Below are 13,880 nucleotides of genomic sequence, written 5' to 3'. Positions count from 1 at the left end.
TATAATCCTCCTTAAAACTCTTTAACTTTTTAATATTCTTTCCAGGAGTAAGAGAATTATACCTTGAATACTAGATTTATTTTAAACAAAAATAGATTTAGGGAAGCAGCTTATTTATGCTCCCCGTTTCTGTTTCTATTTAGGTTTTTATGGATTTGTGCAAGTGCTTGCTCGAATTTTCCTGTTTGTTTTGGTTGATAATACGTGCTTGTCCGAAGGGCATCAGGTAAATATTGTTGGTTTACCCAGCCTTTCTCATAGTTGTGTGGGTATAAGTAATCGTTTCCGCGGCCAAGCTGTTTCGCGCCTTTATAATGGGAATCTTTCAGATGAAGCGGCACTTCACCGATGGGCCGGTTTTGGATGTCATGTAATGCGGCGTCAATTGCCTTATAGGCGGTGTTGGATTTTGGAGATAAGCAAAGTTCAATCACAGCGTTCGCAAGAGGGATGCGAGCCTCTGGAAAGCCGACGCGCTCCGCGGCTTCAATAGCATGAAGTGTCCTGACGCCAGCTTGCGGGCTGGCTAAGCCAATATCTTCGTAAGCGGTAACGAGCAGCCTTCTTGCGATACTCGGTAAGTCACCTGCCTCGATCAGCCGGGCCAAATAATGGAGAGCGGCATCTACGTCACTTCCCCGGATTGATTTTTGAAAAGCGGAAAGCACGTCATAATGGGCATCGCCGTTTTTATCATGGGAAAAATTTTTCTTTTGGATGGATTGTTCGGCAGTTTCAAGATCGATATACACGATGCCGTCGCTGTCTGGTTCGCTTGATAAAACAGCAAGCTCTAATGCATTTAGTGCAGACCGAGCATCACCGCCTGACATTTCCGCTAAATGCCATATCGCTTCATCGGCAATCACAACGTTAGATTGGCCGAGTCCGTTTTCTTTGTCTATAAGCGAGCGTTCCAATGCAACTTTTATATCTTCTGGCATTAAAGGCTGTAATTCGAAAATTTGGCAACGGCTTCGAATCGCTGGGTTAATCGCATGAAAAGGATTGCTTGTCGTAGCACCTATTAATATAATGAGCCCATTTTCAAGGAAGGGAAGCAGAAAGTCTTGTTTTCCTTTGTCAAGCCTATGAACTTCATCAAGAATAAGAATGAGCTGGCCTGACATTTTTGCTTCTTCCACGGCAATTTCCATGTCCTTTTTATTGTTGACGACGGCATTAAGCATGCGATAAGGCATGTTCATGCTGCCAGCTATGGCCATTGCAATCGAAGTTTTGCCAGTGCCGGGCGGGCCGTACATAATCATAGAAGACAGTTGCTTCGCTTTCACCATCCGCCAGATGATCATTCCTTCGCTAACGAGGTGTTGTTGGCCAATTACTTCGCTAAGGTTTTTTGGGCGCATGCGAAAGGCCAATGGTTTTTTTGGCATTTGTTCTCTCTCCTGTATAATGGTAAGTCTTCACTTTACTATTACTATACCATCCCAGTGAATGGGGTGGTCAATTCAATGGCTTTTAAGTCCATAAATCAGATAGAAATGCAAGCCATTATAATTCATGCTATAATTACATAGATTTAAGTACTTTTTCCCGTTTTTATTCAGTTGCGATTGGCCCAATTGCCGGTGCAGCACTTCCATTTTGATAAAGTTAAACGAATGATTGCAAGAGGTGAAAAAGGTGAAAATTTCAACAAAAGGTCGGTACGGCCTCACAATTATGATGGCCTTGGCTAAAAATTATGGAGAAGGGCCGACATCTTTAAAATTGATTGCGAAAGAAAATAATTTGTCGGAACATTATTTGGAACAGCTCGTGTCTCCTTTACGAAACGCTGGTTTGGTTAAAAGCATACGTGGCGCTTACGGGGGGTATATTCTTGCACGTAAACCAAGTGAAATCACGGCGGGGGATGTCATTCGGGTATTGGAAGGCCCGATAAGCCCAGTTGAAGTGATTGAAGATGAAGAGCCAGCGAAAAGAGATCTATGGATAAAAATTCGCGACGCCGTTAAAGAGGTTCTGGATAATACAACGATTGAGGATTTGGCAAACTATGAAGATGAAGGTGATCAGGAGCCATATATGTTTTATATTTAAGAAAAACACATTGGTATCAGCTATTCAAATGTAAAAAACCGCTCCTTAACATTCTTTTGTTCCTTTCGTATAAATACATTTTAAGTTGGAATTATGGATGTTATCAATTCTTAGAAGAAAGAAGGGATTGAATGGAGGCGATATACGTCGATCATGCAGCGACTTCGCCTATGTATCCTGAAGTGATCGATACAATGTTGCAAGTTTTTCAACAAAATATTGGGAATCCATCAAGCATTCACCGTTTTGGCCGAGAAGCACGCCGTATCATCGATGAAGCAAGAAACGAATTTGCCAAAAGCATTAACGCAAAAGAAAATGAAATCATTTTAACAAGCGGAGGCACTGAATCGGATAATTTGGCGATCTTGGGTACAGCTTTAAGTGAAAAAGGAAATGGCCGCCATATTATTACCTCGGCCATTGAACATCACGCGGTTCTTCACCCTTGTGAATATCTAGGGAAACAAGGCTTTGAAGTGACGTATCTTCCCGTTGATGAACATGGAAAAGTAAGGGCAGAAGATGTTAAGAGCGCTGTTCGGGATGACACTGTTCTTGTGACGATTATGTATGGAAATAATGAAGTAGGAACTGTGCAGCCAATTAAAGAAATTGGGGCATTTTTAAAAAACACAAGTGCTTATTTTCACACTGATGCGGTACAAGCCTACGGTTTGTATGATCTTGATGTACAATCGCTCGGTGTTGACTTGCTTTCTGTTTCTGCCCACAAAATGAATGGGCCAAAAGGAGCTGGCTTTCTTTATGCAAGAGAGGGTGTACAGCTAGCGCCATTAATTCTCGGTGGGGAGCAGGAGCGAAAAAGAAGAGCAGGAACTGAAAATGTCGCTGCCATCGCAGGGTTTCATACTGCAGTCCAGTTAATGAATGAAACAATGGAAGAAAAACAACATCGTTACCGAAGTTTTCAAAACAGAATGCTCGCTATTTTTGAAGAGAGCGGCATTGAGTATGTGATGAATGGCTCGAAAGATGAACGGCTGCCACATATTTTGAATGTAAGTTTTCCTGGAACAACTGCCGAAGCATTGCTTGTAAATCTAGATTTGTCTGGCGTTGCAGCATCAAGCGGTTCTGCCTGTACAGCCGGTTCGCTTGAACCGTCTCACGTTCTTGGCGCCATGTTCAATGACCAGGAAAGAATTAACTCAGCGATTCGCTTCAGCTTCGGTTTAGGAAATAAAATGGAACATATTGAAAAAGCGGCTTTGGAAACAGTTCGGGCCGTGAAGCAAATCTCGGGGAGGTGAATGATTTGACGGACAAAGCAAGAGTCGTTGTAGGAATGTCAGGTGGCGTTGATTCCTCTGTAGCGGCTCTGCGTCTAAAAGAAATGGGCTATGATGTTGTTGGCATCTTTATGAAAAATTGGGATGATACGGACGAAAATGGCGTTTGTACAGCGACAGAAGATTATAATGATGTCATCCGGGTGTGCAATCAGATCGGCATCCCGTATTTTGCGGTCAATTTTGAGAAGCTTTATTGGGATAAAGTGTTCACTTATTTTTTAGAAGAGTATAAGGCAGGGAGAACACCGAATCCTGATGTGATGTGCAATAAAGAAATTAAATTTAAAGCATTTTTGGAGCATGCGCTAAATGTAGGCGCGGATTATGTCGCCACAGGACACTATGCCCGGCTCGAACGAGTAAACAATCAAGTGAAGCTTCTACGCGGTGTCGATGAAAATAAAGATCAAACGTATTTTTTAAATCAACTCACAAGCGAGCAATTGCAAAAGGTAATGTTTCCGATTGGTGACTTGCCAAAACCGGAAGTCCGCAAGTTAGCTGCTGAAGCAGGGCTTGCAACTGCAACGAAAAAAGACAGCACAGGAATTTGCTTTATTGGGGAAAGAGATTTCAAGGAATTTTTAAGCAACTATTTGCCTGCCCAACCAGGTGAAATGCAAACACTCGATGGTGAAGTAAAAGGGAAGCATGACGGGTTAATGTATTATACGATTGGCCAGCGTCATGGCCTTGGTGTTGGCGGCGCCGGGGAACCGTGGTTTGTTTGCGGAAAAAATCTTAAGGACAATGTTTTATACATTTGCCAAGGGTTCCATAATGAAGCACTGTATACGGATTCTTTGAAAGCTGTAAATGTTAACTTTATAAATCAGCCGGAACAAAAATCTTTCACATGCACAGCAAAATTTCGCTACCGCCAGCCTGATCGTGAAGTGACCGTCGAAATAATAAATGACAATGTATGCAACGTTGTATTTAAGGAAAGTGAGCGTGCGGTTACACCTGGCCAGTCTGTTGTATTTTACGATGGAGAAGTATGCCTTGGTGGCGGTACGATTGATAAGGTGTATAAAAACGGCGAACAGGTTTCTTATCTATAGGTAGTTTCTATGGAGGACAGAATGGACAAAAATCAACAAGGTGTTCAATTTCTTCAAGAAGGAAAATATGAAGAAGCAGCGAAATTGTTTCAAGAAGCGATTGACGAAAATCCGAAAGAGCCAATCTCATATATTCATTTTGGTAATTTATTAGCTGCAATTGGAGACGCTGAAAAAGCAATCAATTTCTATCATCGCGCGCTTGAATTGGATGCGTCGCTAGCGACTGCCTATTACGGCGCTGCAAATGCCTTTTATATGTTAGGAAAGCATGAAGAAGCAAAAAAAATGTTCCTGGACGCTTTGAAAAACGGGATTGAACATGCGGATGCTTACTTTATGCTAGGGATGGCTCATTATCAGCTTGGCGAAGTATTGTATGCCCTCCCTTATTTTCAGCGTGCGGTCGAGTTAAAAGAAGACGACGCGGAAGCCGCGTTTCAATATGGGCTATGTCTTGCTCACCTCGAACAAGTTGACGCGGCGATCGCTCAATTTGAAAAAGCGCTTAAATTAGACAAAGGAAAAAATACAGCTGATATTTACTATAATCTAGGTGTCTCCCATGTCTACAAGGAAAAATTGGAAGACGGGCTAGCGGCGTTCGAAAGAGCGCTCGAGTTACGGCCTGATCACCTTTTGGCTGCGAATGGGAAGAAACAAATAGAAGAGAGGCTTTCTAAACATTGAATCGTTTGGGAGCGGGTGCTAGTGGAAAATAATAGGGCTGAACCAACGTATATTAAAGGCTCATTGATTCATTATCTTTTTCATAACGAAGAAAATTTGTATACAGTAGCAAGAATTCGGGTACGGGAAACGACGGAAGATCTTAGTGAGAAAGACATCGTCGTAACTGGGTATATGCCGCAAATGTATGAGCAAGAGACGTATTTTTTTTATGGCCATTTCGTTCAGCATCCAAAATACGGAAAACAGTATCAGGTTACAATGCATAAGCGTGAGCTTCCCGAAACCAAGTCTGGCGTTATTCAATATTTGTCCGGCGATTTGTTTGAAGGGATAGGAAAGAGAACCGCCGAAGCTATTGTCGATGCATTGGGAGAACGAGCCATTTCGAAAATATTGAATGGCCGAAGTGTCCTTGAGCAGGTACCTAACCTAAACAAGGAAAAAGCACAAAAACTATATGATACGTTAAAGGAAAATGAGGGGCTTGAGCGAATCATGATTGCCTTATCGGATTTCGGTTTTGGCCCGCAGCTTTCCATGAAAATTTACCAAGCGTATAAAGATGAAACGCTTGATATCATCCGTGAAAACCCGTATCAACTTGTATACGATGTGGAAGGAATTGGATTTAAGCGTGCCGATGAATTAGGGAAAACGTTTGGCATAAAAGGCAGCCATCCTGAAAGAATTCGTGCTGGCGCTCTTTATATGTTAAATGAACTTTCCCTTCAGGAAGGGCACGTTTTTTTGGATTATGAGACATTTGTACAAAAAGTAAAAAACTTGCTCGATGGAGACGTTAAGATTGAAGAACGTGCGATCTCCCTTGAAATGATTCACTTGGACGAGGAAGAAAAGCTTGTTTTGGATAAAGAAAGGGTGTATCTTCCCACCCTTTATTATGCAGAAAAAGGCCTTGTAACAAGCATTAAACGGCTGATGGATAGTAGAGACGCGATTAGCGAATTTGCGGAATCAGATTTTATGGCTGCCCTTGGAAAACAGGAGCAAAAGCATTCGATCCAATATGCCGATTTGCAATGCGAAGCAATTAGAACTGCATTGTCTTCACCGTTAATGATTTTAACAGGAGGCCCGGGCACTGGAAAAACGACGATCATTCAAGGAATTGTTGAAGTTTATTCAGAGCTGCACGATCTTTCGCTTAGGCCTGAAGATTATAAAAAAGACGAACCTTTTCCATTCATCCTCGCGGCTCCAACCGGAAGGGCTGCTAAGCGAATGAGTGAAGCGACAGGTCTTCCGGCTTGCACGATCCACCGCCTGCTTGGTTGGAAAGGTGAAACATTTGAACATGATGATGAAAACCCGATTCAAGGGAGTTTATTAATTATAGATGAAGTATCAATGGTTGATTTGTGGCTTGCGAATCAATTGTTTAAGTCACTTCCTGAAGGCATCCAAGTTGTTCTTGTCGGAGATGAAGATCAATTGCCTTCAGTACAGCCAGGACAAGTTTTGAAAGATTTACTTGAATCCGGGCTCATACCAACAGTCAAATTATCCAATATTTATAGACAGGCGGAAGGTTCTTCAATTATTGAACTGGCCCACCATATCAAAAAAGGCGAATTGCCTGAAAATCTTGAGAAAGCGACAGAAGATCGGCGTTTTTTTTCGTGCCGGACGGATGGAGTTGGCGAAGTGGTGGAGCAAATTTGCCAACTTTCGCTTCGCAAAGGCTTTTCCGTCCATGACATTCAAGTGTTGGCTCCGATGTATAAAGGGAAAGCGGGTGTCGATCAACTAAACATTCGTTTGCAGCATTTATTTAATCCAAAAAGCAAACAAAAGCGTGAACTTCATTACCGCGATACGATTTTTCGGACGGGCGATAAAGTGCTTCAACTCGTAAATGATTCTGAAAATCAAGTGTTTAATGGAGATACTGGCATCATTTCAGCAATTTTTTTTGCGAAAGAAAATACCGAAAAGGAAGATCAGCTCATTGTATCTTTTGATGGAAAAGAGGTTGTTTATACGAGAAATACACTTCATTCCTTAACGCTAGCCTATTGTTGTTCGATCCATAAAGCGCAAGGCAGTGAATTTCCTATCGTTATCCTTCCAGTTGTAAAAAGCTATTACCGTATGTTAAGGAGAAACTTAATCTATACAGCAATCACAAGAAGCAAACGCTTTTTACTTTTATGCGGCGAGATTGAAGCGTTCAACATTGCTGTCGAAAACCGCAACCAGGATAGTAGAAATTCATTACTCCAGCAAAAATTGAAAGAAGCGATGCAAGGAATATCGTAACGTTCCCTTTGTGAATGGCAACATGTGAAATGAGAATAATATAAGCGAACTCCAATGAAAGGGGATGGGCGCTTTAAAACCTTTTAGCGAATTAAAAAACATGGCAGTCTATCACTTTGACGGAAGACTCATTGGAACGTTGGAAAATATTCTTATTGATGATGAAGGGAAAGTTATTGGTTTTCGCATCGATAAAAAGGGTTTATTCCTCCGGGACTGTTTTTTTCCAATTTCAACAACGTTTTTTATTAAAGGAAACAAGCTGTTCATTTCCAAGGATCATTTACAGCCCCTTGCTGGCTATAAAGAAAATTGCCGCGAAATTGACGGGCAGGAAGGCTTTATCGGAAGGCTGCTTGTCAACGCGGACGATGAATTAAAAGGGATTGTAGAGGATGTTTATTTTCAATTCGATTTGGAAAAAATAGTAACAATTGAGATATCGGAAGGCTGGTTCACCGATTTGAAGGAAGGCAGAAAACATATTTATTATGATGATGTTTCGCTTTATGGTGAAAATGCCCTCTTATTTAAAACGCCCGGAGGAGGAGCTAGCGATGAAGTGCCCAAACTGCTTCAGTAAAAACCTTGGGAAAATCGCCAATAACCATTATTATTGCTGGAATTGTTTTATTGAATTAACGATTGCAGACAATCACTTTGTAATGAATCAAGTTGAAGAAGATGGAAGCCTCACATCCTTGGATGATCTTTTCGATGAAAATGATCGTGCCATTGAATTGTAGGAAGAGACCTTGTTGCGGTGACAAGGTCTTTTTGCGAGTAAATTGATTTCTAATGTCTACCAAAAAAATTAATGAAATCAGTCTTTTTAGCTGATGTTTACAAGTCTGGCTTCTGATCTCTAACTTCTGTTTTTATATTTCTTGTCGCTTTGTTACAAGCTATATGTAACGGAGGTTTAGACATGAAATATGACCGGAGCATAAAATGGATCATTCGATTGACATTAGTTTTATTATTTTTTTTGAGTGGTTACGTTTTATATAAATTAAAGCCCATTTGGCTTGTTTTAATACACTTGCTCGCATTCATTTCGTTGCCTTTACTCATTTCAGCATTCATCACCTATTTATTGCATCCAATCATTGTAAAAATGGAACAAAACAATGTGCCAAAGTGGCTAGCTATTTTATTTATTTACATCTTGTTTTTTGGCGGAACAGGTTTATTTTTATTGAAAGGCTTGCCAAATCTCCTTTTTCAGCTTCAGGAACTTGCGGCAAATGCCCCGGAAATATTTAAAACGTATCAAGAATGGGGAAACCAATTGGCCATGCAAATGTATTCCCTGCCAGAAGTCTTTCACGATCGGATTGAAGAGTTATTTATCGAGCTTGAATTGTATTTGGATAACTTCATCGAAAAAGCCATTAACACGATTAAAACGTTCGTTAATTCGATGTTTGTCCTTATTTTTGTTCCATTTCTCGTTTTTTACTTTTTAAAGGATTTCGATAAAATAAAAACGACTTGCTGGTATTTTACACCAAAAAAATGGCGGGAACACGGGCGGTTGCTTATTCAAGAGATTGATCGTTCCCTAGGGCAATATATTCGCGGCCAGCTTCTTGTCATTGCTATTTTATGCGTGCTTGCTTCAGTTAGCTTTTGGATGCTTGGGCTGCCCTATCCGATCTTGCTTGGGATCATTGTCGGGGTAACCGAAATCATTCCGTATTTCGGGCCTATATTAGGAGCGATTCCAGCGATCTTTATTGCGATGACAATCTCGATTAAAATGGTCTTTTGGGTGATTGGCATAATGATTGTTCTTCAACTTCTGGAAGGCAGTATTTTGTCGCCGATTATTGTTGGCAGAAGTTTGAAAATGCATCCGGTCATGATTATTCTTGCTTTGTTGCTTGGAGGAGAGGTTGCCGGTGTCATAGGAATGATTTTAGCAGTCCCATTTTTTGCGGTCTTAAAAGTGATCATTACACACTTTCACCGTGCTAAAGCCAAATATTGACAAGCTGAATTTATATTTTCTATAATGGCGATAGGAAAACGATGAAGGAACGAGTAAGCTTTCTATCTTTTTAAGTGCGAGTTCAAAAAGGAGGACAACGAGAGGGTATTTCAACTAAAGGCAGGCCACGTCCTTGTGGCCAACGTTGAAATGTCGCCATCCTGGCTCCGTCAAGGAAGCGTAGCTCTGAGAAACGCAGCGTATGTTTGTAGGATACGTGAGTAGCGAAAGAGCAAGCTGACGAAGAGATTCGCAGCCTGAATCGAAGTTCGACTAAATACATCACGTCCTGTGATAACGTCGAACTGACTCACATCCTGTGAGCCTCCGGACTTTTTGAACAACCTCTTTAAGAGAGGGGTTTTCATGGCTGAAAAAAACCCTATTAGATAATTGCTGAACGCTATTCCTGAGTGTGGGGTAAAAACCCGCCGTCTTAAGCCATGTTACGGCTTTACGAAGCGATGGCAATTTTTGCCGTAACAAGGGTGGTACCGCGTGAGTATTCTCTCGTCCCTCGGTGAGGGGCGGGACTTTTTTAATTTCATGGCTATGAAAATATTGTCTATATACATTGGGGGCAAGAGTAATGAAAAAGTTAACGTCTAGTGAAGTAAGGCAAATGTTTCTTGATTTCTTCAAGGAAAAAGGCCATTCGGTGGAGCCGAGTGCATCACTTATTCCACATGATGATCCGACGCTTTTATGGATCAACAGTGGCGTCGCAACATTAAAGAAGTATTTCGACGGACGGGTTATTCCGGAAAATCCCCGCATTGTCAACGCCCAAAAATCAATCCGGACGAACGATATTGAAAATGTTGGAAAAACAGCCCGGCATCATACTTTCTTTGAAATGCTCGGCAACTTTTCAATCGGAGACTATTTTAAAAATGAAGCGATCGTTTGGGCTTGGGAATTTTTAACGGATGAAAAATGGCTCGGCTTTGAACCGGAAAAGCTTTCTGTGACAATCCATCCTGAAGACGAGGAAGCTTTTCAAATATGGAATAAAACGATTGGCATTCCCGAAGAACGAATCGTTCGGCTTGAAGGCAACTTCTGGGATATCGGCGAAGGCCCAAGTGGGCCAAATACTGAAATCTTCTACGATCGCGGCCCAGAATTTGGCGATGATCGGAATGACCCGGAATTGTACCCAGGTGGCGAAAACGAACGTTATTTAGAGATTTGGAATCTTGTTTTTTCACAGTTTAATCATAATCCTGACGGAACGTATACACCGCTTCCTAAAAAAAATATCGACACAGGCATGGGCCTTGAACGTATCGTTTCAGTGATTCAGGACGTTCCAACGAATTTTGATACTGATTTATTTATCCCAATCATTCAAGAAACAGAGAGGCTTTCAAAACAAACGTATAATGAAGATGCGAAAAAAGATGAAGCATTCAAAGTTATTGCGGATCATATCCGTACAGTTACGTTTGCGATTGGTGATGGAGCCCTGCCTTCAAATGAAGGCCGCGGCTATGTGTTGAGACGGCTGCTTCGAAGGGCTGTACGCTATGCAAAGCTACTAAATCTTCAAGAACCATTTATGTATAAACTCGTTTCGGTTGTTGGAGAGATCATGCACGACTATTACCCAGAGGTAAAAGAAAAAAGCGATTTTATCCAATCCGTCATACGGACTGAGGAAGAGCGTTTCCATGAAACATTGCATGAAGGGCTGCAAATATTGTCTGATATCGTAGAAAAACTAAAACATAAAAACGAAAAAGTCATCTCTGGTGAAGATGCGTTTCGATTGTATGACACGTACGGTTTTCCTTTCGAATTGACGCAGGAATATGCGGAAGAATCAGGTCTTACGGTTGATACGGAAGGTTTTGAAAGGGAGATGGCCAACCAGCGTGAACGGGCACGTTCAGCCAGACTTGATGCAGACTCCATGCAAGTCCAAAGCAACGTTCTGAGTGAAATCGAAGTTGAAAGTGAATTTATTGGTTATGATCAAACCTCTGCCAAGGCAAAAATTGAGGCGATTGTCTTGGATGATCAATTGCTTGCCGAAGCGGGGGAAGGACAGGAAGTTAAAGTCATTCTAAGCGAAACGCCATTTTATGCTGAAAGTGGTGGGCAAATAGCGGATAAAGGGAAGCTAACCGCAGAAAACCTTAAAGCCTATGTCCAAGATGTACAAAAAGCACCGAACGGAAAGAACTTGCACACTGTCTTCATTGAAAAAGGAACATTAAAAAGCGGGCAGGCTGTTTTGGCTGAAATTAACAAAGAAGCTCGTGCGGAAATTGTTAAGAACCATACAGCAACCCATTTGCTGCATCAAGCTCTAAAAGATGTACTTGGTGAACATGTTAATCAAGCAGGCTCGCTCGTTGCTCCAGATCGTCTTCGTTTCGATTTTTCACATTTTGGCCAAATCAGCCAGAATGACTTGAAAAAAATCGAAGAAATTGTAAACGAAAAAGTATGGGCACATATTCCTGTCAGCATTTCGTACAAGCCAATCGATGAAGCAAAAAAATGGGGGCAATGGCTCTCTTCGGTGAAAAATACGGTGATATTGTCCGGGTCGTTCAAGTTGATCATTATAGTATTGAATTGTGCGGGGGATGCCATGTTAACAATACAGCGGAAATTGGGCTTTTTAAAATCGTATCCGAATCTGGAATCGGAGCAGGAACGAGAAGAATTGAAGCTGTAACAGGTAAAAAAGCTTTCGAAATTTTAAATGAAAATTTGCAGCGCCTTGAAAAAGCAGCCGCTCTTTTAAACACCCGGCCAAACGAAGTTCCCGCTAAAATAGAAGGGCTTCTGCAGCAAATCCGCGGGCTGCAAAGGGAGAACGAATCGTTAACTCAAAAATTAGGCAATATTGAAGCGAAAAGCCTTTCTTCTGAAAAAGTTACAATTAATGGAGTACAAGTCATTGCAAAAAAAGTAAATGCCAATAACATGAACGCTCTAAGAAACATACTGGACGATCTGAAGCAATCCATTGATTCAGGAATTATCCTTTTAGGATCAACTTCAGATGGAAAAGTTCATCTTGTCGCGGGAATTACGGAAGATTTGGTAAAAAGAGGCTTCCATGCTGGCAAATTAATAAAAGAAATTGCTGCAGAGGTCGAGGGAAGCGGAGGAGGACGGCCTGATATGGCGCAAGCAGGCGGGAAAAATCCCGAAAAATTGGATAAAGCCCTCAAAAATGTAGAAAAATGGGTGAAATCAATATCTTAATTGTTAAACGTGTTGTACAATAATCGTAACACGTGACGGAAAACGCTCAAGCTTTTGAGGGAGGTATTGTAATGAGTTCATTAGACAAAACGATGAAATTTAATTTTCCGGAGGATTCATTTGACAAAAATGTGAATGAAGTGCTGTTTCACGTTTATGACGCGCTTCAAGAAAAAGGCTACAATCCAATCAATCAAATTGTCGGTTACTTGCTCTCAGGTGATCCAGCTTATATCCCAAGGCACAAGGATGCAAGAAATTTAATAAGAAAATTGGAACGTGATGAATTAATCGAGGAATTGGTGAAATCCTATTTAAAGAATCATTCTTCTAATTGACAGGTTATCGCATGAGAAAAATGGGTATTGATTTAGGTACGAAAACAATTGGGATTGCAATTAGTGATGAAATGGGCTGGACCGCACAAGGAATTGAAACCATTAAGCGTGCGGATAGCTTAAAGAAAGATTTTCACAGGCTGGAACAACTTATCAAAGAATATGGCGTTTCTGAAATTATTGTTGGCTTGCCCAAAAACATGAATGGAACAATCGGTGAAAGAGGGCAAGCCTCACAAGAATTTGCAGAGAAGTTAAAGAAACGATTCGGGCTAACAGTACACTTATGGGACGAACGTTTAACAACAGTTGCCGCTGAGAGAATGCTTATCTCTGCAGATGTAAGCCGAAAAAAAAGGAAAAATGTGATTGATAAGCTTGCGGCTGTTATGATTTTGCAAAGTTTTTTGGACAGTAATAATAAATAAGAAGGGTGAGTTTAAGGTGGCTTTGGATATCAGTGATCGTATCGTAATCCCGGTGGAAGACGGGGAAGAACATTTATTTGAAGTGCGTTATATTTTTGAACCTGATCATTTTGAACATTCCTATGTTGTCGTAACGCCAGTAGGGGAAGATGAAGAATCGTTTGATGAAGAGGAGGAAGTAGAAGCATTTGCCTTTCGTTTTATCGAGCATGGTGATGGCGAAGATGATTTAGAGCTGTTTGCGTTGGAAACAGATGAAGAATGGGACATGATTGAAGAAATGCTGGCTACTGTAGAAGAATTGGAAGAGGAGTAGCCTCAATTAGCTGCCCCCTCGTATTTTAAGCACCCGCAACCGTCCGTAAGCCCCCACTTTAAGGTTTAAAGTGGGGGATAACAGTCGCTAATTCCGTGATAAGTTTCGTTTACCGGGACTCCGAGCGAAGTGAGGTAGCAAGTGTTATACTTTGTGAGTG

At 41.3% G+C, this 13,880-nt stretch carries 12 protein-coding genes and 1 pseudogene; 12 read left to right on the top strand and 1 reads right to left on the bottom strand.

Features of this window, described 5'->3' with window-relative positions; translation table 11 throughout:
• Nucleotides 1–110 precede the first annotated feature (110 nt).
• Nucleotides 111–1,397, bottom strand: coding sequence for a replication-associated recombination protein A (locus DCC39_RS05845; RefSeq protein ID WP_116553948.1), 1,287 nt, complete (start codon nt 1,395–1,397; stop codon nt 111–113).
• Between the two features lie 250 nt (nt 1,398–1,647).
• On the opposite strand from DCC39_RS05845, the gene cymR reads away from it, so the two are divergent.
• The 12 genes and pseudogenes from cymR (at nt 1,648) to DCC39_RS05785 (ending at nt 13,720) form a co-directional block, all read left to right on the top strand.
• The gene (gene cymR, locus DCC39_RS05840; protein WP_116553947.1) at nt 1,648–2,067 is read left to right on the top strand and encodes a cysteine metabolism transcriptional regulator CymR; all 420 of its coding nucleotides are present in this window, start codon (nt 1,648–1,650) and stop codon (nt 2,065–2,067) included.
• 131 nt (nt 2,068–2,198) lie between these two features.
• Nucleotides 2,199–3,341, top strand: a complete 1,143-nt coding sequence (locus DCC39_RS05835; protein ID WP_116553946.1) for a cysteine desulfurase family protein — start codon at nt 2,199–2,201, stop codon at nt 3,339–3,341.
• Entirely contained in the window at nt 3,338–4,447 is a 1,110-nt protein-coding gene (gene mnmA / locus DCC39_RS05830) for a tRNA 2-thiouridine(34) synthase MnmA (RefSeq protein WP_133243470.1), read from the top strand. Before DCC39_RS05835 ends, mnmA begins: the two co-directional genes overlap by 4 nt.
• 21 nt (nt 4,448–4,468) lie before the next feature.
• On the top strand, nt 4,469–5,137 hold the full coding sequence (locus DCC39_RS05825) for a tetratricopeptide repeat protein (RefSeq protein WP_116553945.1): 669 nt from the start codon (nt 4,469–4,471) through the stop codon (nt 5,135–5,137).
• Nucleotides 5,138–5,158: 21 nt separating this feature from the next.
• Nucleotides 5,159–7,420: an SF1B family DNA helicase RecD2 gene (recD2, locus tag DCC39_RS05820; protein ID WP_240613550.1), complete on the top strand. Its 2,262-nt coding sequence runs from the start codon at nt 5,159–5,161 to the stop codon at nt 7,418–7,420.
• A gap of 64 nt (nt 7,421–7,484) precedes the next feature.
• Entirely contained in the window at nt 7,485–8,003 is a 519-nt protein-coding gene (locus DCC39_RS05815; protein WP_116553943.1) for a PRC-barrel domain-containing protein, read from the top strand.
• Nucleotides 7,978–8,166 (top strand): hypothetical protein, encoded by a 189-nt coding sequence (locus tag DCC39_RS05810; RefSeq protein ID WP_116553942.1) that lies wholly within the window; start codon nt 7,978–7,980, stop codon nt 8,164–8,166. Before DCC39_RS05815 ends, DCC39_RS05810 begins: the two co-directional genes overlap by 26 nt.
• Before the next feature lie 182 nt (nt 8,167–8,348).
• The gene (locus tag DCC39_RS05805) at nt 8,349–9,413 is read left to right on the top strand and encodes an AI-2E family transporter (protein ID WP_116553941.1); all 1,065 of its coding nucleotides are present in this window, start codon (nt 8,349–8,351) and stop codon (nt 9,411–9,413) included.
• Nucleotides 9,414–10,002: 589 nt separating this feature from the next.
• Nucleotides 10,003–12,638 (top strand): annotated as a pseudogene (alaS, locus tag DCC39_RS05800) (alanine--tRNA ligase).
• A 71-nt stretch (nt 12,639–12,709) separates the two neighbouring features.
• On the top strand, nt 12,710–12,976 hold the full coding sequence (locus DCC39_RS05795; RefSeq protein ID WP_116553940.1) for an IreB family regulatory phosphoprotein: 267 nt from the start codon (nt 12,710–12,712) through the stop codon (nt 12,974–12,976).
• Nucleotides 12,977–12,987: 11 nt separating this feature from the next.
• Entirely contained in the window at nt 12,988–13,404 is a 417-nt protein-coding gene (gene ruvX / locus DCC39_RS05790; protein ID WP_116553969.1) for a Holliday junction resolvase RuvX, read from the top strand.
• A 16-nt stretch (nt 13,405–13,420) separates the two neighbouring features.
• Entirely contained in the window at nt 13,421–13,720 is a 300-nt protein-coding gene (locus DCC39_RS05785) for a DUF1292 domain-containing protein (RefSeq protein WP_116553939.1), read from the top strand.
• Nucleotides 13,721–13,880: the final 160 nt, after the last annotated feature.

Origin of the sequence: Pueribacillus theae (genome assembly GCF_003097615.1) — a bacterium.
In the GTDB taxonomy this organism is placed as follows: Bacteria; Bacillota; Bacilli; order Bacillales; family UBA6769; genus Pueribacillus; species Pueribacillus theae.
This window is presented reverse-complemented; position numbering and strand designations above follow the sequence as displayed.